Genomic DNA, 20,677 nt, shown 5'->3' with positions numbered 1-20,677 from the left:
GTCATTCGGCCAGAAGCTGCACCGGTCCGATCAGGCCGGACGGGCGCAGCGGCGCATCAGGTTTATAGGTTGGGGCCGCCGTGAAGGTGATCTTCTGCGCGCCCGGTTGCTGATCGCCGATCAGGCGATTGACCCACAGATTGGCGACCTTGACCTCCAGCGCATTGCTGCCTGCTTTCACGAATTTGCCGATGTCGATCCTGTACGGCGCGAACCAACTGGTGCCCGCTACCTGACCATTGACGCGTATTTCGGCGACGTCGCCGATCTGACCGAGATCGAGCCACAGCGACGCCCCGACCTTCGCCCCCTTCGGCAAAGCAAAGCGCGTGCTATAGGCCGTAGTGCCGGAGAAATAGCGGACGCCTTGGTCGGCATTGCTGTTTAGCGGGCTGAGGGTTGCCATTTTGATCTGCGCGGGCGCGCCACGGCCGGGCTGGAAACGGACGGTCCATGGGTTGTCGAGCGTCGCGATTGAACGGGCAGCCTTGACCGCAATCGTGGCGGACGATGCTGTGGCGGGCCGACGGAAGAGGATGAAGAAGGCATCTTCCGCGCCGACATCCAGCGGGATCACCGTTTCGCTGCCTTCGGTCCGATAGGATAGCGGCGCTGCCGTCCCGTCGATCGCATGCCAGATTTCCGGTTGCTTACCCGTAACACGGAATCGCGCCTCGATCCGTCCGGCCTTCGCCGTGCGATTGTTAACGAAATAAAGGTCGCCATCCGCCAGTTTGCGGTGAACGAAGCGATAGTCCGCATCAGCAGCGCCTTGGCCTATACGAAAATCCGGTCCGATACCGACGCTGGCGAGCGCCGCTTCGGCGTCGCGACTGGCGATCACGCGCCCCTTGGTACGCGCAGTGCCGCTCCACAAACGGCTCGCCAACGCCTTGAAGGCAGCGGCATCATCCTGAAGTCCGGGCGCGCGTTCCGGGGCCATGCCGATCACGGTCGCGCCATCGTCCACGAGCGCGGCAATGCGTTGCAAAGTCGCCAGCGTCATCACCCGGCTCGATCCGCCCAGATATAGCGCGCGGTAACGGGCGTTACCCGCCACCAGTTCGCCCTTATCCACCGTCATGCGATGGGTCAGGATGTCGGCATTGACGAAATCATAGCCGTAACGGGTCGGCAGATCAGCAGGAACGCCATGTTCGAAGAGCGACGTGATCGGCGCATCCTCGCCATAAAAATAGGCGACATCGGCTTGATCGCGGCCCTGCTGGAGCAAATAGCCGGTGCGCGCCATATAATCGACCCAGGGCTTGGCCATCTCCGCCCAGCTTTCGTGCCGGTTGAAATATTGGCCGAAGATCATCAGGCTGAGCCCCGGCAGCTTATCGTCCACCGGCTGGTGGACGGAGGTATGGACGATCGGCCGGTTGACGCCGGACGCAAACTCCAGATCGATCACCCGCTTAAGGTCCGACGGTGCGAAAGCCCAGGGCGCAAAGACGGATGTCATGGATTCGGCCGAAACGATATTCTGGCCGTAGATATGCGCGACCGAGGCTGCGCCCTTCATATCGCCGATCAAGGTCGGACGCGGCGCAGCCCCCCGGTTGAAGGTCCACATCGCCGCCATCGGCACATCGGTATGTGCGCGCATGGAAAGATCGTCACCCAGCACCGGGCGGCCATTTTCCAGCGCCTCGCCATAGACGGTCAGGCCGTTTTCATGCGCGACCTTCGCCACCGTGCTATAATGGGCGTCGGCCAGCAGATCGGCCAGAGTCAGGCGGTAATCGTGGAGGAAGGCATCGCTGCGCGCAGCCGATCCGACCACCGCGCCGGTCAATGCAGGCAGATAGGGCAGCGGATCATAACCACGCCGCGCCCTGAATTCCTCGACCATGCGCGGGGTCCAGTTGGACGCGCCGACCTCGATACTATCGGTCAGCAGCGCGCGTATCCCCTTTTTGCCGATCCAGTCCGCGCCCACCGTATCGCGATACAGGCCAAGATAGGTTTCCAGATAGCGGCGCACGGCGGCCGCATCATATTTGTCGACCTCCAGTCCGGTCGCTTCGGGTGTGGCCGGATGGTTCATCTTGCCGGTCAGGGAATAGCCCATGCGCACGATGCGCCAGTCGCTGCCCTTGGGCGCGGTCCAGTCGAGCGTACCATCGGGGCGGAGGCGATACGTCAGGTCAACGACGTTGGCCGGATCTATGGCCTGTCCAACCGGCGATGCGCCTTCGCTAAGCCTGTTATAATCGGGGACGATGGCAAAGCCCGCCTTTGCTTCATATTGATCGATCTTCGCTTGTGCGGACAGATGGAAGTCGCCGATGCCGAAGGTGGCGCTGCTCGGCTGCGCGAAGACATCCATCATCATGGCGCCGGGCGCGCCATCGCCCAGGCCAGGGGATTTGGGCGCATCGTTGGGCGACAGCAGCAGCCGGAAACGCCGCGCAGTGACGGGCGCGAAGCCGATCGTCGTGGACGCTTCAGTGAGGGCGAAGCGGCCCACCGCCTGCCAGCCCTGCGCCGTTTCTGCCTCCAGCGTGGGGCGATAGGCGGGATCGCCGAAGGGCGGCCGTGCATGGGGCACGAACAGGCTGGCCGATCGGATGGTGACGGGCCTGCCATAGTCGAGGATCAGTCCGCCGGGATGGCCGACATCGCCCTTGGCAATCTGCGCCACCGTTTCCAGGTCATTGTCGAGCAGCGGCGCTACGGCAAGGCTGCTGCCGTCGATTTGGGTGATGCGCGGTTGCGACAAAGGGCTGCCGCTGACCGGATAGGCAAGGACATGCGCATCGGCGTAGAAGCTGGGTAGCGCGTCCGCCGCCCCGCCGCCCGCCAGCGGATCGCTGAACTTCGCGCTTTGGAAAGGCCCGGTGATGGACGGCGGCGCAGGCAGCGCGCCTTTCAGTCGCTGGCCACCACGCAGGTCGGTTTCGCTCCACACCAGCTTCTTCATCGCGTCCTGCGGCTTGACCCAGGGACCGCCGGTTTCGCTCCAGCCGGGCGACGCCGCGATGGCAAACTCCAGCCCCTTGGCATCGGCGGTGCGGACCGCGTGACGGAAGGCGTCTTTCCAACCGTCGGTCATATAGGTCAGCCGCTGTGGCACGATCTGGGGCGTCTGCAGATTGGCGTCGAAATTCTGGACGCCGCCTATGCCCATGCGCGCCATCCAGTCGAGATCCTTGTCGATCCCATCCTTGGTGACATTGCCATTCATCCAGTGCCACCACACGCGCGGGCGCGCCGACTGCGGCGGGTTGCGAAAGCCGTCGGCCAGTTCGTCCGCCAGGCCAGGCGTCGCCATCGCCGCACAGGCCAGCAGGGCGATAAGGCGAGCAGTGCGGGCTTTCATCAACATGATCCTTTTATGCAAACGACTTGGCCGACGAAAGCAACCGTCGGAGCGCCAGGCTGGCGACCAGCGCACCGAGCGCGCCGCCATAGGCGATCTTGATCGCCAGAGCATTGGCCCAATCGATTGGCGGAAGCCCTGCCTGGCTGATAGCGAAGGCCAGCAGGCCACCCAAAATAGCGCCCGCTAAGGCAAAGAGTGCAGCGCGGATCAGGATCGGGTGCAGCGCCAGCTGCTTACCCAAGCGCCGCCGTGCGATCAGCGCCGGGACGAGCGCACTCATCAATGCGACCGCCATGCTTTGCGGCACAAAATCCAGCGCAAGTTCGTCAGGCCCCGTCCAATACAACCAGCGGGATTGGGTGCCAAATACGCCCAAAAAGAAGGCAAGGCTGAGGACGCCGTTGATGACGACACTGATCGCCGCTTCCCGCCCGATCGAAATTCCATGCGTCATTGGTCCGGGGACTTGCCGAGCAAACCGCGCATTGCCATCCACGAAAGGAATTGCGGCATCACGCCCATGGTCGTCGTGCCGGGCTTACCCATGCCAAACCCATGGTTGCCCCGTTCATAGGCATGAAGTTCGACCGGCACGTGCGCCCTACGCCACGCTTCGACCAAGCCATAGGATGGATTGGGAAACAGGCTGTCGTCATTGGCGATGGCGGCGAACATGGGCGGCGCGTCGGCGGGTACATCCCGCGCCAGCATCGGACCATAGACATAGCCGATGAAGGCCGGGCGATCGCTCCCCTGCCCTTCCAAAGCAGCGTTCAGCGTGGTCATCGCCCCTGCGGAAAAGCCGATCATGCCGACCCGTCGCGCATCGATGCCCCATGACCCGGCCTTGCCGCGCACCAGCTTGAGCGCGGCTAGGGCGTCGAGCGTGGCGCGCGGTTCGGTGATGCCGGGCGCGGCGGTCGGATCGCGCAGCGACTCCGCCATGCGCTTACCCATATAGGCGGCGGCCTGGGCCGTGTCGGGCGGCGTCTGGTTCAGCCGATATTTGAGCACGAATGCGGCCACGCCATGATCAGCAAGCCATCGCGCCACGCTCCAGCCCTCATGCTCCATCGAAAGCAGCATGAACGCACCGCCGGGCGCAACGATCACGGCCGCGCCGGTCTCCTTGGCGGGATCGGGCAGGACGGGGGTCAAAGTCGGCACCGTGACGTTGCGCACCGCCAGATCCTGCCCGAAGCGCACCCAGTTTTCGGTGGAGGCCTTGGGTGCGTTCATGGCCGGATAGAGCGGGATCGCATTCGGTTCGGCGGGGGCTTGTGCAGGCACGGGGATGGGCATCTGCGCGGCGACAGGCGCGGCGAACAACAGCGCGGCGGCGATGGCGAAGCGTTTCATGGCTCCTACTCCTTACAAGGCGTTGCGGCGCGCGATGGCACCATAGACGGCGGCGCTAGGCTTAGCCGTGCGCGCGAAGCTAATCGGATCGACACTGTGCAGCCCGAATTTGGGTTTATAGCCGAATATCCACTCGAAATTGTCGAGCAGCGACCAATGGCAATAGCCCAGCACCGGCACGCCATCGTCAATCGCGTCTTTCAGACCAGCCAAGGCTTCGGGAATGAATTTTGCACGAACAGCGTCGTCTTCCGTGCCGACGCCATGTTCGGACACCAGGATCGGCACGCCAGTCGCTTCATGGGCATAACGGACGGCGCCACCGAGCGAAGGTGCCCAGACTTCCGTGCCGGACCAATTGACCGGCGACCCCTTTGGCGCGGGCAGACGGCCCTTGCCGCCCCACAATGCGCGCTCATAATTCTGCACGCCGATGAAGTCGTCGCCCTTCGCTACAGTGAGCCATTCACCATAAAGCTCGCCGCGCATCCGATCGCGGATCGACGCCCTGCCGACAGCCTGGTCGTCCAGCATTGCCAGAGAGATGCCGACCGGAAGGTCAGGCCGCACGGCCTTGATCGCGGCCTTGCCAGCTTTGTGTGCGGTAAGCAGCCCTTTTTGCAGCGCAGGCAAATCATCGAAACCCGCGACATTGGCGCTGACGAATTTGGGGACGCCCAGCCGCTTGGCGGCGGTGTCCAGCGTCAGTTTCTGGATATCCCACACCTGCTGCGGCAGCATGGGCTTGAGCAACAGCAGGATGTTGGGTTCGTTGAAGGTGATGACGCGATCGATCCCCTGCCCAAAGGCGCGGGTCGCCTTGTCGCAATAGCGGGCGAACAGCGCGGCGCTTTCCGGGTTCGTCCAGCCCCCCTGCGCGCTGAACCAGCACGGCGCGGTAAAATGGCTGTAGGTGACGATCGGCGTCAGGCCGCGCGTGCGGCATCCATCGATAATCGCCTTGTAATGATCGAGCATCGCCTGGCTGAACAGCCCCTTTTCCGGCTCGATCCGCGCCCATTCGATCCCGAAGCGATAGGCGTTGAGGCCCATCGTCTTTGCCAGGTCGAGGTCGGTTTCCCATAGTTCGAAACTGTTGCAGGCGTCGCCGGAAGGCTGGGCGAAGACGGTGGGCTTCTGGTTCTCCAGGAACCAGAGGTCACTGGCGATATTATTGCCTTCGATCTGGTGCGGCGCGGTGGCGGCACCCCATAGGAAGCCCTTGGGAAAAGCGGGGTCGGCGCTCTTGCGCGCGGCAAGGGCTGGAGCGGCCATTGCGGCAGCTCCGGTGGCCAGAAGGGTTCTGCGGTCCAGCATGGTTTCCGTCTCTCCTATTATGATTGTCAGGCGGTCGTTTCGCGCACGAAGGTGCAGATTTCGTCGGCTAGTCGCCGGTCGGTGGTGCCCAGATGCATGGCCATGGAATAATGATTGTGGCCCGACAGGATGCACGCACGCGGCATGGTGCCGTGGCGGTCAAGCCGGTCCTGGAGGAGGCCGAGAAACTCCGCCTGAAAGCGCGGCGGATCGAATTCGGCGCAGGCGAGGAATAGCGGCAGCGGGGTCAACGCGACAGCCTCCAGCGGCATCCGGTCAGGATAAAGCGCCGCGTCGCCATAATAGAGCGTGTCGCGCTGATCGAGCGGCGTGTAGCCGTAAAGGCCCGAGAGCAGGATGGCGGCACGAATGTCCTTTGCCCCCGCCAGCTTGAGATAGGCCGCGACATGCACGGCCCCCGCCGATGTGCCCATCAACACGATCCGGTCGGGATCGCCGCCATGCCGTGCCGCTTCCGCCTTGAGCCATGCAACGACCGACGCGACATCCTCCGCGCCTGTAGGCCATGCATGATCGGGCGCGAGGCGATAATTGATCACGACGCCCAGGAAGTCGGCCTGCGCGGCCATGCGGCCCACATTGGCGTTCGGCCATGCGTCCGCGCCGCCCTTGTCCCCCTTCACGAAACCGCCGCCATGGACGAATACGAGGATGGGCGCGAGGCCATCGCCCTGCGGCTGGTAGAGGTCAAGGCGATGGCGGACATCCGGGCCATAGGCGACATCGGCCCGAGTTACGGGAACCTCTGCCGCCAGGGCCGATTGCTCCGCATCGAACAAGGCGCGGCATTGGGCAAGAACATCTGGCCCCAGTCCCGTGCCGAGCGCGGCAATCGACTGTGCGATTTGATTCATTCGTCCCCTTTCTTGTGCCGCGTCATGAACGGGCATGGCGAAGCCTACTGCCCCACCATGCCCCTGTCCGTTCAGAACTTCGCGTCGAGGCTGATGCCGACCTGACGGAAAGACTGCGGTCCGTAAATGGCACCGATATTCTGTTCGGTTACGAGAGGGTTCGTGCTGACCGTGTTCGTATAAGGCAGGTTGCTCTGCAGCAGCGACGGCTCATGCACATTGAACAGGTTACGGCCGAACACAGCGATGCTGTAGCGATTATCCTCGGTCCGAACCCCGATCCGGCCACCTACCAGCCAGTGCGAACGGAATGTGGTTTCGGGGATCGAATTAGCTTCGTAGCGGACCCGCGACTTCCATATCGTATCCGCCGCCAGGAAAGCGTTGAAACGGCTGGTCACCGGCACTTCATATTCGCCCGACAGGGTGAACTTATATTTGGGCGCATAGGCCAATTGGGTGCTGCCGATATTGGTGCCATCGGTGCCGACAAAGCCCTTGGGATAGGTCGCCTTGGCGTAGATGAAGCCAGTGTTCAGCGACAGGCCGTCAAAAACCTTGCCGAAGAAGTTGATCTCCGCGCCGCGCGACTTCACGCCATCGATGTTTCTCTGAACGCAAGAAATAACGGCATTGCCATCGACCGTGCACTGCTGCGCCTGGAAATTCTTGATCTTCTGGTAAAAGAGGTTGAGGTCCGCGACCCAGCTACCAAACAAGGTGGTCTTGAGGCCTGCTTCATAGGCCATTGGGATTTCCGGCAGTACCACAAACGGCTTGAGCGGTGCCGACGGCGTAGCGATCTGCCCGCCCTTGAAGCCGCGCGATGCCGTCGCATAGACCATGGTCCGTTGGTCCAGGTAATATTGCGCGCCCAGACGCCACGAGAATTTCTGCACGTCCAAAACGGTCCGGCTGAACGGATCGGCCGGGACGGCATAGTCGTAATAGTCGAGCGACAGACGATCGGTGGTGTAGCGGCCGCCAGCGATCAGGCGCAGGCTGGGCGACAGATGGAAGGTACCCTGGCCGAAAAAGGCGAGCGATTCATCCTTGATCTCGACATCGGCGCCGGGGTTGCGCACGATCGGAATGACGAGGCCGGGGAACGGTATGACCGACACCGACAGGGTTTCGGGATCGCGCAGCTGCTTCTGATTCGAATAGAAAGCGCCCAGCGTATATTCGAGGAACTGGTCCGCAGGCGAGGAGACGCGGAACTCCTGCGTGAACAGGCTGAGGCGGCGATTGACTCGGCCATTGCCGACCTGCAACTCCAGCGGTTCGCCACGGAACACATCGGTCGCTGCGCCAAAACCGGTCTCGTTCGACTTGCGATAGGCGGTGACCGACGTCAGCGTGAACGGATCGGCCTCATAGTCCAACTGAAGCGACCCGCCATAATTTTCGGAACGGCCGACGAAGCTGTTGCTGGAACAATAGTTGCGATTGCCCTCACCCGGCGTCACGCCACAAGTGGCAAGGCGTGCCGTGATCCCCGTGCCATCCTGGATCGCCCCGCCTAGCGCGGAACCAGGTTGGCTGGTCTTGACGAAGGTGAAGAAGTCGCCGCCATTTTCGGCCCGGCTCTTGGTATAATCGCCGATCGCATTGACCGTCAGACGCTCGGTCGGTTCCCATAGCAGGCGCGCGCGCACGCCATAGCGGTCATTGCCATTATAGTCGCCGGTCAGCGTGTTGCGATTGACGCCCTGCCGCAAGTTGGTGACGCCCGACACGCGTATCGCGGCGTTGGATGCGAGCGGGATGTTGACCACGCCCTGGATAACCTGATTGCCGAATTTCGAACCTGCCGTCCCCGCATCCGACAATTCGGTGCGGACACGCGCGGAAAAACCGGTCGGGTCGGGCGCGTTGGTTGTGATGTTGATGACGCCCGCCGACGTGGTGAGGCCAAAGAGCGTGCCCTGTGGGCCTTTGAGCACTTCGATACGCGACACGTCGAACAGGTCGGAGATATTGGCGTTGCCCTGGCTCACCTGATCCACGACCACGCCAACCGACGCGACCGCGCCGGCCGAGAAAGTCTGCGTGCCGATGCCGCGGATGGCGCCACCGCCGCCGGTATTCTGGCCCGGCGCCTGCTGGATTTCCAGGCTGGGCGCAATGCGGTTCAAGTCATTGACGGTGTTGACCTGTTGCCGTTCCAACTGCGCCTGGTTAGCGACGGTGATCGAAATGGGCACTTCCGTCACCTTTTCCGCCTTACGCTGGGCGGTGACGATGATGTCCGAATTGGCGTCGGGCGCTGAAGAAACAGGTGCAGCGGCGTCCTGCGCCATGGCGGGCGCGGACAGGGCGATGATGCTGGCACTGGCGAGCGTCGCGATCGAAATGACATTACGCATGGTTATTCCTCCCCTTATTATGGTTGGGTAGTTCGGGCTTATTGTTCGTCGATGATGCGGTTAGTGAGCGTGCCGATGATGCCGATGTCGACTTCGACCTTGTCGCCCGCGTGCATGTAGAGTGGCGGACTACGCTTGTCGCCGACGCCACCTGGCGTACCGGTCGCGATCACATCGCCCGGTGCGAGCGGCGTGAAGGCGCTGATATATTCGATCACGGTCGGGATATCCCAGATCATGTCGCCGACCGGCTGGTCCTGCACTACCGCGCCGTTCAGGCGAGTCTGGACGCGCAGCGCCCCAAGGTCGGCAATCTCGTCTGGCGTTACCAGCGCGGGGCCGAAGCCGCCGGTGCCGGGAAAGGTTTTACCGGGCGTAAACTGAATATTGTGGCGCTGCCAGTCCCGCGCGCTGCCGTCGTTGAAGGCGGCATAGCCAGCGACATGGCTCCATGCATCGGCGGCGGCAACCTTGTGCGCAGGCTTGCCGATGATGACGGCCAGTTCGCCTTCATAATCGAAGCGTTCCGTCACGACTGGCTTCACCATCGGCTGGCCGTCGGCGACCAGACTGTCGGCATAGCGCACGAAGATGGCCGGATGCGCTTTCTGCTCACGCCCGGTTTCCTTGACATGCTCGGCATAGTTTAAACCGACGCACAGGATCTTGGCGGGATCGGGAATGACCGGAAGCAGCACGACATCTGCTGAGGCGAAGGATGCACCATCGGCCAGGGCGGCCAAATTGCCGTCAGTCAATGCGGCCTTCAGGCTGGGCGTGGCGTCGGTTGCGAGTTCGACGATCGTCTCACCATCAAGGCGACCGAAGCTGGGGGTGCCGTCGGCACGGCGGAAACTGACATAACGCATTAGTGATTTTCCTCTGTCAGGACATCCATCGGCTGAGCGAGCGATTGCGGCTGCCATTCGCGGCGATGGCGAAACTTCTCCTCGGCCGCCCGCAGGCTGCCGAAATCCTTGTCGGACATGCCCCACTGGTCGATCCGCTTTTCCGGCCACGTCCAGTCTTCGGGGCTGCCCGCCTGATAGTCGTCGGGCACCTTTTCGACGGCGGTCGAAAATTCGATGACTGGACCGAACGGGGCGATGAAATAGGCGAAGACGTTGGCGCCCGGACCATGGCGACCCGGTCCCCAGGCAGGGGCCATATCCTGATCGCGCAAGCGACCGATGCCGCGCATCACTGCGTCCAGATCCTCCATCTCGAAAGCGATATGGTTGAGGGAGGCGAAGCCCGCGCGCGCAAAAGCGGTCGAATGGTGCGAATCATTGCATCGCACGAAGACCATGCCCTTGGTCCGGTCCGATACGCGGAAGCCCAGCGCGTCTTCGACCAGATGACCGGTCGCTTCCGCGTCGGCGCTGTTGAAGACGACATGGGTCAGCTTGACCGGCAGGTCGGCCCCCATGATCGGGGCGACCTCGCCCGCATCGACCAGAAAGCGCAGCAATTCGCCCTCGGCCAGTTCGATGATGATACCATGGCCACCGCCCGGATCGTCGGAGGTGACGGGCGTGGCGGGCAGGCCCGCGTCGGTGACGCTGCGCTTGAGTTGTTCCAGCCGGTCGGCAGTGCACACGAAGGTGGTCGAACGGACATAGGGATCGGGCGATTCCGTCAGCGCGACCAGATAGGGGAAGCTGCCCGATCCGCGCAGATAATGGGTGTCGCCGACCACATCCGCCAAAGCCATGCCCCAGATGTCGACCAGAAAGGCGGCCGCCTCCGCCGCGCCGGGCAGCGCCAGTTCGATGCTGCGTAATTTCATTTCGCGTCTCCACAGGAAAGGCCGGCCGCCTCGATGCCCGCCATGGCGCAGATTTCGTCGCAGTCACCGGTATCGCCGCTAATCCCAACGGCGCCCATCACCGCCCCTCCCACATCGCGGATCAGGACGCCGCCAGGTGACAAAGCCAGACGACCGGTCGCGGCCGCCACGCTTTGAAAAAACACCGGGTTCGACGCGGCGCGTGCCGCTAGAATGCGCGTGTCCGCCCCCATGCCCAGCGCGCCAGAGGCCTTGGCCTTGGCTATGTCGAACCGGAACAGGCTGGCGCCATCTTCGCGAACGGTCGCGACCGGGTGCGCGCCAGCGTCCAGCACGACGACGGCCAGCGGCTGAGCGCCGACGGCGCGGGCCTTGTCCAGCGCGGCGTCGATGATGGTGCGGGCGTGAGACAGAGACAGGATCATGCGGCAATCTCCTGACGCGCAGCGCCCGCGATCAGGGCGTCGCGGCGGTCGATGAGGGCGGCGGCCTCGCCCGTGCCGAAGACATAATGGTCGGGACGGACGAGCACGGCGTCGGCGTGGCGATCGGCCAGCCAGGCCGCGATCGCGCCTTGATCGTCCAGTTTGGTAAGGTCGATGACGGTGACATCGCCGCCATCGACAGCCGCGCGTGCGAAGAGCCGCCAGCCGCCGCCCGTCACATCGTCCAGCAATCGATCGCCGACGCGTGGCTGAATGAAACGCTCGCCCGCGCCGGGCGTACCCGTCGCGACGATGCCCGTTGCGATGGCGGGGATCAGGTCGGCGGCGGTGCGTTGCCGCTCGCCCTTGGCGGCTTCGCGCATCTGGGCGTCGCGCTGTGCGGCCGCTTCGGGGTCGAGCATGCAGATATAGCGCCCTGCACTTACCGCAGCCGTGATGACCGCACGGACATGAGGATCGCGTTCGGGCTGATAGCTGTCCAGCAGCGCGTCGGGCGCGTGGCCCCGGAGCACCATCTCCAGTTTCCAGGCAAGATTGGCGACGTCGCGCAGGCCGTGACACATGCCTTGCCCGAAAAAGGGCGGCGTCTGATGTGCAGCGTCGCCCGCCAGGAAGACGCCGCCCTGCCGCCACTGTTCGGCGATCAGGCCGTGGAAGCGATAGGTCGCCGCGCGCTCCACCCGATGCGGCACGCCGGAGAGATAGGGCGCGACGAGCGCCGCGACCGCATCGGGCGCCATCATCGCCTGATCGTCTTCGCCGGGCAGCAGCATGAATTCCCAGCGGCGATGATTGCCGCGCCCCGGCACGATCGTCGTCGGGCGCTGGGGATCGCACATCATCACTGACAGTTTCTGAAGGTCGGCTACATCCGGCACGCCCGACAGATCGGGGAAGCGGACCGGGCCGTCGACTTGCGCGTCGACTACCAGCCAGGGTTCCTCGAAATCCAGATCGTCCAGGTGGATGTCCAGTGCCTTGCGCACGGCGCTGCGCGACCCGTCGCAGGCGATGACGTAGCGCGCGCGCTGCTCCATGCCGCCCGACAGGCGCAGCGTGACGCCGCTTTCGTCCTGTTCCAGCCCTTCGAATGCGACACCGAGTTGGACAATTATATTCGGATAATCGTTGAGCGCGTCGCGGAGGTGATCCTCCAGTTCGGGCTGATAGAAAAAATAGTCGTTCGACCAACTGAACGGCCGTGCGCCGCCCACCGTCCCCATGTAGCGGATGACGCCATGGTCGGCGCCGACATGCAGATGCCCTTCGGTATCGCGCATGTCGGGCAAGGCCCGGTCGATGACGCCCGCCGACTGGAACAGGCGCATCATCTCATGATCCAGATGCACCGCGCGGGGCAGCGGATAGGGATGCGCATCGCGCTCTATCACCAGGACGGATAGGCCGGATTTGCCAAGAAGATTGGCCGCAAAGGCCCCTACCGGCCCGCAGCCGATGATCGCAACATCGAACATGGTAGCGTCTTTCCGGTCAGGCGGTCACGGGCTGGACTGCGGGGGATTTGTGCATTCGCCCGCCCAGCATGATCATCTTGATATTATTGGTATTTTGCAGGATGCGAACATCGCTTGTCGGGTCGCCATCGATCAGCAGCAGGTCGGCCAGATAGCCCGGCTTCACCTGTCCAATTCGCTGTCCCATCAATTGCCCACCCAGCATCGTCGCGGCGCTGAGCGCCTCGGCCGGGGTGAAGCCATAATAGGTGACGAAATGCTCCAGATCGCGGGCGTTGCGACCATGGGGATTGAACGGGAAGCCATAGTCACCGCCGGGCAGGATGCGCACGCCGCGCGCCTTGAGCTTTGGCACCAGCGCCTCTTCCAGTTCCAGCCGCTCGGCCGCGCTCGCCTTCATCGACCGCATATCGATATGGGGCGGCGGCGAGGCTTCCAGAGCGGCGACGGACACGCCGGGGCCGGGCGCGTAGAAGATGTCATCCTTCTTCGCTGCCATCGCGTCGATGGTCGCATCATCGGCAAAGGAGCAGTGGTAGAGGATGCGCGCGCCCGCTTCGAGCGCAAGCTGTACGGCGCGCGGCGAATAGGCATGGGTCGCGATCCAAAGGCCCGCTTCCTTCGCGGCCTCGCCCGCCGCCAGCATTTCTTCATCGGTATAGAGGATGTCGCCGGACGATCCGGGCTTGAGCGCATCCTCACCCGAAATGACCAGTTTCAGGGATTTCACCCCCTCCGCCGCGCAATAGGCGACGAAGGCGCGCATGGCATCGGGGCCGCGACCATTGAACACGTCGCCGGTTTCCACGCCCTCTTCCCCTTCCGGGCTGCGCTCAAGGGTCGAAGGGATGAGGCGCGGTCCGGGGGTTTCGCCCGCTTCAATCGCGCGAGCCAGTTCCGGTTCGATCTGGTCGCCCAGCGCGCCGGCCGAATAGACGCTGGTGAAACCATGGTCGAGCAGCACGCGGGCATTGCGCCAGGCCGCGACCTTCAATTCTTCGGGCGGCAGGATGAATTGATGATAGATTTTTTCGACCGAACTGCCCCAGGTCAGATGGGTGTGAGAGTCGACCATGCCGGGTATCAGCGTGCCGCCCTGACCATCGATCACCGCATCGGCATCGACCGCGTCGATGGCGTCGGCGTCATGCAGCACGGCGGCGATGACATCGCCTTCCACCACCACCGCGCCAGGACGCGGGGCGCTGCCCGTCCCGTCGAATATGGCGATATTGCGGATGATCTGCCGCACGCTGGTCTCTCCTGAAAGCTCTTGTCGGCCATGCTTATGCGCCGCTTCGCAATCAAAGAAAAATAATGATTTTTGCCAACATCATAGTCTGGAACTATGGATAAGCACATCGACCAGCGCCTCACCCAGCCGCGACAGCCGCCCGTTCGCCAGCATCCGCACGCCGATGCTGCGAGGAAAGGCGGCTTCCTGGATCGTAATCGCGCGCAAGACGCCGATCGACAGTTCGGCTGATGCAACCTGCATCGGCAAGATAGTGACGCGCCCGCTGCCCCGCACGATCGCCTTGGTCGTCAGCAGGGAATCGCAGCGGATGACGTCCTGCGGCACGGTGATGTCCGCCGCCATGAACAGCGCGTCAATCTGCCGACGAAAGGCGCCGCGCGCTTCGGGCAGAACCCAGCGCATGGCGACCGCATCGCGCAGCGGCAAGCTGGCGGGCAGATGCTCATTTTGCTTGCCGACGATCAAGGCGAAGGGATCGCGCGAAAAAGTGCGCTCTTCTATGCCTTTGGGGGGTTCCTCGATGCCGGTGGTGACGAAGGCGAGTTCGATATCGCCACGATGGAGCATCGCCGCCAGGTCATGATCCGGCCGTTCGACAACGTGCAGCGCGAAACGGCCGATCTTGGCTTCCAGCCGCCGCACCGCATCGGGCAGCAGGCTGACCAGCGCTCCGGGCGTGCCGCCGATCCGCAAGGGGCCGGTGATGCCGCGGCTGGCCAGTTGCACCTCCGTCTGCACATCCGCCAGCAGGCTGTCCATCGCTTCGGCGCGGCGTAGCAGCACCTGCCCCTCCGGCGTCAGCAGGATGCCGCTGCGCGAGCGTTCGAACAGCGACACGCCCAGCGACTGTTCGAGCAGCGCGATGGCGTTGGATACGGACGGTTGGGAAATGTTGAGCGCCCGCGCGCCGCCGCTGATGCTGTTAGCGCGACAGACGGCGAGGAAGGTGCGAAGCGCGCGCGGATCGATCATGCCGTGCGCTCGCCGATGATCGCGGCATAGAGGGCCGGATCGACATTGCTGCCCGACAGGATGACGACGCTGGCGCCCTCGCACGGCGGCGCAAGGCCGCTGAGCATCGCCGCCAGCGCCACCGCCCCGCCGGGCTCCACCACCAGCTTGAGCGTCGAGAAAGCGAAGCGCATCGCATCGCGCACCTGATCGTCGGTGACGATCAGGCCGCCGGACAGAAGCGACTGATTGATCGGGAAGGTCATCGCGCCTGGACTGGGCGCCATCAATGCGTCGCAGATGCTGCGCGCGTCGGGGGATATATCTTCGCGCACGCCGCTGGCGAGGGAGCGCGCCGTGTCGTCGAAGCCCGCTGGTTCGACGGCATAGAGGGCGACATCGGGCGCGCGCGCCTTCACCGCCGTCGCGATGCCCGCGGTCAATCCGCCGCCGCCGCAACAGATGAGAATTTGTCCGACGTCCGCGCCCGCCTCCGCTGCCTGCTCCAGGATTTCGAGGCCCACCGTCCCCTGCCCCGCAATGACCCAGGGGTCATCGAAGGACGGCACCAGCGTAGCGCCCCGCTCCTGCGACAGCGTGATCGCGATCTGCTCACGGCTTTGGGTGTAGCGATCGTAAGTGACGATCTCTGCACCCAGCGCACGCGTATTGGCGATCTTAATGGCGGGAGCATCGGTCGGCATCACGATCGTCGCGGCGATGCCCAGCCGTTTCGCCGCCGCCGCCACACCCTGGGCATGATTACCGGACGACCAGGCGACGACGCCTGCCGCGCGCTCTCGCGCATCGAGTTGGACTAGGCGGTTATAAGCGCCGCGGAATTTGAACGATCCGGTATGCTGCGCCCCTTCGAATTTGAGCAAAACGCGGCGGCCGCACCGATCGTTCAGCGCGGCATTTTCCAATAACGGCGTGCGCACCGCGGCAGGGGCTATCCTGCGGGCGGCATCGATAATGTCGTCGATGGTAATGACGGGGCTGTGATCCATGCGCTGCTCCTGCTGCAGCCCAAGGCTTTAGCGACAGGCGAAGGCCAGGAGAAGCGCAACCATGGCCGGTCTAGATGGGATCATAGCTGAACAGCCACATGGACGAGGCCTGCTTGCTGGCCTTGTCGCCCGTGCTCTGCAAACGGCCGACCATCGTGTAGTTGGCGCCCGCCTTGATCGCACCGGACGGCATCAAGGGTGCAAGGCGCGGCGAGACATATAGCACCACATCATGGCCGTCATCGGTGGTCATACTAACGGCGGTATAGCCCAGCTTCCCGCCCAGCAGCCGCTCGTTCGCCTGACGGATGCCGACCGGCGCCTTCAAATTGGTGATGCGTCCCGTGACGCGGATCAGGTTGCCGTTGGGTTGGTCGGTATCGGAATTGAACGGGCGCTTGGTGCGCATCCGCTCGTCATTAACCTGCTTATAATGGGTGAGCAGGTCGCCGAGCGTTTGATATTGGATCGTCCACTTGCTCCGCTCCGCCCAGAATAATGTCCCGTCGAAGATGGTGAACAGGGCGTCGGTCCAACCCGCGCAGCCATCGGCATCCTCGCAATTGGGCCAAGCGGCCCCGATCCATTGCAGCAACTGCTTCTTGGGATCGGAAAATTCGGCTTCCTTCGCCAGGCCCGGACCGAAGGCGACGGCCGCCTGCCCCTGCCGCGGAGCGACCACCACCACCGCGCCATTGCCCACATCGAGTTTGCCGATGCGCAGCTGGCGCATCATCGCCCAGGCATAGTCGTCGGCGCTCATGCCCTTCAGGTCGTTGACCACCAGGAAGCTCATCTCCACGCCGACATCCTTTGCCAGACGGTAGAGTTTTTGCTCCATCGTTTTGACCCGCGCGGGATCGAGACGGCCCGTTTCATCAACGATAAACCGACCATATTTGAATGGGATAGACCCTGGATCGGGCAAGGCGCGGCCCGGCGTGGAGGCGTTGATGATGGGCGCCGATGTGGGCGGGACGGTGGATGGCAGTCCACCGGGCGAAGATGCCGGTCCCGTTGTCGCAGCGGCAGTCCCACGGCCGCAATCCGTGCCGCCCGCCTGCGTGCAGGACTGGACCCAGCCCTGCTTTATTGCCTCGGCCCGCTGGTCCTTGGCCGGGTGGGTCGGCGTGCCGTGACTGGAGCCGACCGCCAAGATCATCTGCTGGGCGGAGGCGAGCGGCGCGCCCATCTTCTGCAGGACATAGCCGCTGAATTTATCGGCTTCCAATTCGATTTCCGGACGGCTGCCGCCCGGTACAATCGTATGGCCCGACAGATGATGCGCGATTTCATGCGCCATGATGCTGATCGGACCCCATGGGCTGCCGCCGACCTGCGCTTCGGCAGCCTTCATGAATTGCGGGTTGAAGGCGATGACCCGGCGCGGCACCCGATTGTCGTCCAGCAGGATGACGGCGGCGGCGTTGGGCACTGGCCCGGATACGACGACGAAATTGGCGGGCAGGCCGGTATAGCCCATGATCCGGGACACGGCGCTGGCGCAATCTTCCGGCGCACCGCCGGACAGCGCCGACGCCTGCGCCTTGACCGGTTCGCCATCATAGGAACAGGCCTGCAAGGTTGAGGCGATGGCTTCGACCTTGTCCGCGCTCGACAGCGCGCCATCGCCGCCGCTCTTGTCGCATCCGTTCAGTAGGAGGGCGGCGGCCGCCGCCGTTGTCGATGCCAGGACCATGCGTCGCATAAGCGCCTCTCCTCCCTTAGCGGCTGACCAGCCAGAAAATCATCAACGCATAGAGTCGCAGCAGTGCCCAGTTGATCGCCGCATAAATAAGGCAAGCCGAAAGCAGCTTCGGCCAGTCCGATTTCAGATCGAGCAGAAAGAATTGGCGATAAGCCACAGCAACGATCATCAGCTTTATCACCGGTATATAATATTGCGATGCGCTCTTGTGCCACAGGATGAAGTCGGGACTGCGCCAGATCAGCGTTGGCAGCAGGTTGATCATGATCAGCGTCAGGATGATCGATTGCACATAGATCGCCAGAATCGCGAGTTCGACCATATTATAGCCAAGGCGGCGGCGCAGTATGATCCATGCGCCCGCGAAGATGGCGAAGATGCCGAGCGAGAAACTCCAATTGGCATAGGCCATGACCTGCTGCGCCATGCGATCCACCACGGCGTCGCGCCCGACATAGGCATAATGGCCGAAATATTGATTGGCCGCGAGCAACAGGACGAGGATGGCGACCAGCGCCACCAGCAGCTTGAGCGGATGCATATGCGCGGCGCGGCGGCCCATCACATATTCACGGGCCACCTTGCCAGGCGACAGTAGCAAATGGCGTAATGTACGGACGGACTGGATTTCGAACAGGCGCAGCCGGTCCCAGCTTTCATTGCGGATATCGCGCCAGACGAAACGCTGCGCGGCCTTTTGCCCGCACTGCCCGCAATAGGGCGTCGTCATCTGTGCGCTACAGTTGCGGCACAGCCCCTGCGCGAACCAGTCGTCGGTTACAGGGCCATCGGGGATCGGCGTCGCTATCCCCGCGTTCCTGCCCAATGCGTCGGCAATCCTCAGGCGGATAGTGAGCATCGCATCCCCTTCGACTTGACCGCCTTATTGCGCCGCTCCTGTGAAACGTATCGACATGGCCTAGGGTTGCAACTGGTATTGGGCGTCAACGGCCTGAGCCTCCCACTTCTACATGGAGCCTATCCGTAACGCGTCCCGCTATTGGGGCAGCGCTGCGAGTGCTTGCTCGATTCGATGGAGCGCGGCCTGTGTCAATATGTCGGGCATGGCGGACTGGAGTGCCCGCAGCCGGGTTTGCGGGAACAGGCCTTGCTGGGAAGATGTCGACAAGCCGGGAGCCTCCCGGTCGAGAATGGCGCGCGCACGCGGATCGGCGAGCAGATCGCTGGTAATGGAATCGATGCTGAGGCGTCCCTGCTCTCCGGTCTGTGTCGGCCCTGGCGTCACGGTCAATGTCGCAAGTTCGGTGTCGATCTCGCTTAGCTTTGCTGTGGTCAACGTGCCGCTGGCGAACTGCTGAATGCCCACAAGCGTCATCTTCTCCCAACCGTGAACGTGGCTCAGACCTGCCAGCATGCCAGGCACTTGGCGGTCCAGTAGCGCGCGACCGCCTGGCGTTACGACGATATGTCCCAGAAGCGAGTTGCGGGTGAGGCGCCCGGCAGGGATCGGTGGAAGCGTGCGCAAGGCGGCCTCGCTGCGGTCAGCCTCAACCTTGCCGGCTGGCAAGGGCGGCAGTTCGCCCTCACGATTGACCATGACCGTCACTTCCCGAGCGCCCGGTTTGTTGGCGATCTTGAGCAATGGGGCGTTCCGTGCCGAACGAACTATCCCCCCCGTGACCGATACGCTGTATCCGGCGGGATAATTTACGGCAGGAATACGGATTTCTGTCTCGCCCCTGGCCGCGCCGCCGGCAGACAGGGTTGTCGTATAGCTGTAACGCATCGTGCCCTTGTCACTGTCAAAATGCATGGCCACCGGCGTTCCCGCCGTGACTTGCGCATAGGGCCGGGCGTAGGCACGCAGGAGCGCAACGCGATTGCCGTTGCCCCGGTCGGGCAATCCGGCGTCCGACAGAGCCTCGAACGCGCCGCGCGTCCATCCCAGCCAGGATATATGGCGCGCGTCGAAATCGGCCGCCTGACCTGCTATCTCCGCCGGATCGTTGGTGAAACCCCATTCGGTGTTGATGATCGCGGCTTTGCTTCGTTGCGCATGGGAGAGCGCTCCGTCGTTCACGCGGTCGCGCACCGCCTTCACGGGTCCATAATTGTGAAAGGACAGTCCGCGCGTTCCCGGCGCCCCAGCAACAGGCGTATGGATCGGCGTGCCCAGAGCACCCTGAAGCATGAACGGCTCTACGAACACGATCATCTTCGGCGCGGCCTGATTGATCGCGCGGGATGCTCTTTCGTAAAAGGGCTTGAGCAGTTCCTGTTCGAGTTCCGGACAATCGGCCTTAACCGGATCGGGCTGGGCGCAGCGGCTGCCGGTCGCAGGCTCGTTCATCACGTCGATGCCGATCACGGCCAACTCGTCGCGGAATCGGCGGGCAACCGCCGCCAGCCCCTCCACATACAGATCCTGCACGCCCTTGCCCATCCCCGGGACAGGATGGTTTTTCCAGAAATGATCAAAGGCTCGCTGGACCGCCGGATCCTTGAAATAGCCCATCGGGAATTCGAGGCCGGGGATGCGCTGGTTGCCGTCGGCAAAAACCGCCCAATCGGGCAAGCCGCGCACCCCGACAAGGGCGCCATATTCATCCTGATGGAAATCGATCATCGTGTAGATGCCGACCGCCTTATAAGCGGCCACAGCCTTTGCGATACGGTCCAGATAGGCCGTATCGATGACACCCGGTTGCGGCATCAAACCGGACAGAAAGATCACCAGGCGAACGCCATTGAAACCCTGTTCCGCCATGCGTGCAGGCGTTTGCGCCCGCCAACGCTCATCATCGGAACCGCCGGAGTGAAATTCGGGC

At 63.3% G+C, this 20,677-nt stretch carries 16 protein-coding genes; all 16 read right to left on the bottom strand.

Features of this window, described 5'->3' with window-relative positions; genetic code table 11:
• Position 1: 1 nt before the first annotated feature.
• A complete protein-coding gene (locus U5A89_RS08130; protein ID WP_338160672.1) occupies positions 2 to 3,328 on the bottom strand; it encodes a glycosyl hydrolase in 3,327 nt (1,108 codons plus the stop codon).
• 13 nt (positions 3,329 to 3,341) lie between these two features.
• Complete coding sequence (locus U5A89_RS08125; RefSeq protein ID WP_338160671.1) at positions 3,342 to 3,785, bottom strand: hypothetical protein; 444 nt, start codon at positions 3,783 to 3,785, stop codon at positions 3,342 to 3,344.
• Positions 3,782 to 4,690 carry an alpha/beta hydrolase gene (locus U5A89_RS08120; RefSeq protein WP_338160670.1) on the bottom strand — a complete coding sequence of 303 codons (909 nt, stop codon included), beginning with the start codon at positions 4,688 to 4,690 and terminating at the stop codon, positions 3,782 to 3,784. The genes U5A89_RS08125 and U5A89_RS08120 overlap by 4 nt, the downstream gene beginning before the upstream one ends.
• Before the next feature lie 12 nt (positions 4,691 to 4,702).
• Complete coding sequence (locus U5A89_RS08115; RefSeq protein WP_338160669.1) at positions 4,703 to 6,007, bottom strand: glycoside hydrolase family 1 protein; 1,305 nt, start codon at positions 6,005 to 6,007, stop codon at positions 4,703 to 4,705.
• 26 nt (positions 6,008 to 6,033) lie between these two features.
• On the bottom strand, positions 6,034 to 6,882 hold the full coding sequence (locus U5A89_RS08110) for an alpha/beta hydrolase (RefSeq protein ID WP_338160668.1): 849 nt from the start codon (positions 6,880 to 6,882) through the stop codon (positions 6,034 to 6,036).
• 71 nt (positions 6,883 to 6,953) lie between these two features.
• Positions 6,954 to 9,251, bottom strand: coding sequence for a TonB-dependent receptor (locus U5A89_RS08105; protein ID WP_338160667.1), 2,298 nt, complete (start codon positions 9,249 to 9,251; stop codon positions 6,954 to 6,956).
• Between the two features lie 38 nt (positions 9,252 to 9,289).
• On the bottom strand, positions 9,290 to 10,120 hold the full coding sequence (locus U5A89_RS08100) for a fumarylacetoacetate hydrolase family protein (protein WP_338160666.1): 831 nt from the start codon (positions 10,118 to 10,120) through the stop codon (positions 9,290 to 9,292).
• On the bottom strand, positions 10,120 to 11,040 hold the full coding sequence (locus U5A89_RS08095; RefSeq protein ID WP_338160665.1) for a VOC family protein: 921 nt from the start codon (positions 11,038 to 11,040) through the stop codon (positions 10,120 to 10,122). The genes U5A89_RS08100 and U5A89_RS08095 overlap by 1 nt, the downstream gene beginning before the upstream one ends.
• Positions 11,037 to 11,465: a GlcG/HbpS family heme-binding protein gene (locus tag U5A89_RS08090; protein WP_338160664.1), complete on the bottom strand. Its 429-nt coding sequence runs from the start codon at positions 11,463 to 11,465 to the stop codon at positions 11,037 to 11,039. The genes U5A89_RS08095 and U5A89_RS08090 overlap by 4 nt, the downstream gene beginning before the upstream one ends.
• Positions 11,462 to 12,961, bottom strand: a complete 1,500-nt coding sequence (locus U5A89_RS08085) for a bifunctional 3-(3-hydroxy-phenyl)propionate/3-hydroxycinnamic acid hydroxylase (RefSeq protein ID WP_338160663.1) — start codon at positions 12,959 to 12,961, stop codon at positions 11,462 to 11,464. Before U5A89_RS08085 ends, U5A89_RS08090 begins: the two co-directional genes overlap by 4 nt.
• Before the next feature lie 16 nt (positions 12,962 to 12,977).
• Entirely contained in the window at positions 12,978 to 14,213 is a 1,236-nt protein-coding gene (locus U5A89_RS08080) for an amidohydrolase family protein (protein ID WP_338160662.1), read from the bottom strand.
• Positions 14,214 to 14,294: 81 nt separating this feature from the next.
• Entirely contained in the window at positions 14,295 to 15,191 is an 897-nt protein-coding gene (locus U5A89_RS08075; protein WP_338160661.1) for a LysR family transcriptional regulator, read from the bottom strand.
• Positions 15,188 to 16,180: a threonine ammonia-lyase gene (locus tag U5A89_RS08070; RefSeq protein WP_338160660.1), complete on the bottom strand. Its 993-nt coding sequence runs from the start codon at positions 16,178 to 16,180 to the stop codon at positions 15,188 to 15,190. Before U5A89_RS08070 ends, U5A89_RS08075 begins: the two co-directional genes overlap by 4 nt.
• A 70-nt stretch (positions 16,181 to 16,250) precedes the next feature.
• Entirely contained in the window at positions 16,251 to 17,888 is a 1,638-nt protein-coding gene (locus U5A89_RS08065) for a TPM domain-containing protein (RefSeq protein ID WP_338160659.1), read from the bottom strand.
• A gap of 16 nt (positions 17,889 to 17,904) precedes the next feature.
• Positions 17,905 to 18,747 (bottom strand): DUF3667 domain-containing protein, encoded by an 843-nt coding sequence (locus U5A89_RS08060; RefSeq protein WP_338160658.1) that lies wholly within the window; start codon positions 18,745 to 18,747, stop codon positions 17,905 to 17,907.
• A 138-nt stretch (positions 18,748 to 18,885) separates the two neighbouring features.
• Complete coding sequence (locus tag U5A89_RS08055; protein ID WP_338162976.1) at positions 18,886 to 20,616, bottom strand: cellulase family glycosylhydrolase; 1,731 nt, start codon at positions 20,614 to 20,616, stop codon at positions 18,886 to 18,888.
• Positions 20,617 to 20,677 lie beyond the last annotated feature (61 nt).

It is taken from the genome of Sphingobium sp. HWE2-09 (assembly GCF_035989265.1).
Lineage (GTDB): Bacteria > Pseudomonadota > Alphaproteobacteria > Sphingomonadales > Sphingomonadaceae > Sphingobium.
Note: the sequence above shows the minus strand (reverse complement) of the source record. Positions and strands in the feature narration are given on the sequence as shown.

Coding starts and splice junctions, on each gene's coding strand:
- U5A89_RS08130 (WP_338160672.1), bottom strand. CDS start 3,328: ATGAAAGCCCGCACTGCTCGCCTTATCGCCCTGCTGGCCTGTGCGGCG.
- U5A89_RS08125 (WP_338160671.1), bottom strand. CDS start 3,785: ATGACGCATGGAATTTCGATCGGGCGGGAAGCGGCGATCAGTGTCGTC.
- U5A89_RS08120 (WP_338160670.1), bottom strand. CDS start 4,690: ATGAAACGCTTCGCCATCGCCGCCGCGCTGTTGTTCGCCGCGCCTGTC.
- U5A89_RS08115 (WP_338160669.1), bottom strand. CDS start 6,007: ATGCTGGACCGCAGAACCCTTCTGGCCACCGGAGCTGCCGCAATGGCC.
- U5A89_RS08110 (WP_338160668.1), bottom strand. CDS start 6,882: ATGAATCAAATCGCACAGTCGATTGCCGCGCTCGGCACGGGACTGGGG.
- U5A89_RS08105 (WP_338160667.1), bottom strand. CDS start 9,251: ATGCGTAATGTCATTTCGATCGCGACGCTCGCCAGTGCCAGCATCATC.
- U5A89_RS08100 (WP_338160666.1), bottom strand. CDS start 10,120: ATGCGTTATGTCAGTTTCCGCCGTGCCGACGGCACCCCCAGCTTCGGT.
- U5A89_RS08095 (WP_338160665.1), bottom strand. CDS start 11,040: ATGAAATTACGCAGCATCGAACTGGCGCTGCCCGGCGCGGCGGAGGCG.
- U5A89_RS08090 (WP_338160664.1), bottom strand. CDS start 11,465: ATGATCCTGTCTCTGTCTCACGCCCGCACCATCATCGACGCCGCGCTG.
- U5A89_RS08085 (WP_338160663.1), bottom strand. CDS start 12,961: ATGTTCGATGTTGCGATCATCGGCTGCGGGCCGGTAGGGGCCTTTGCG.
- U5A89_RS08075 (WP_338160661.1), bottom strand. CDS start 15,191: ATGATCGATCCGCGCGCGCTTCGCACCTTCCTCGCCGTCTGTCGCGCT.
- U5A89_RS08070 (WP_338160660.1), bottom strand. CDS start 16,180: ATGGATCACAGCCCCGTCATTACCATCGACGACATTATCGATGCCGCC.
- U5A89_RS08065 (WP_338160659.1), bottom strand. CDS start 17,888: ATGCGACGCATGGTCCTGGCATCGACAACGGCGGCGGCCGCCGCCCTC.
- U5A89_RS08060 (WP_338160658.1), bottom strand. CDS start 18,747: ATGCTCACTATCCGCCTGAGGATTGCCGACGCATTGGGCAGGAACGCG.
- U5A89_RS08055 (WP_338162976.1), bottom strand. CDS start 20,616: ATGGCGGAACAGGGTTTCAATGGCGTTCGCCTGGTGATCTTTCTGTCC.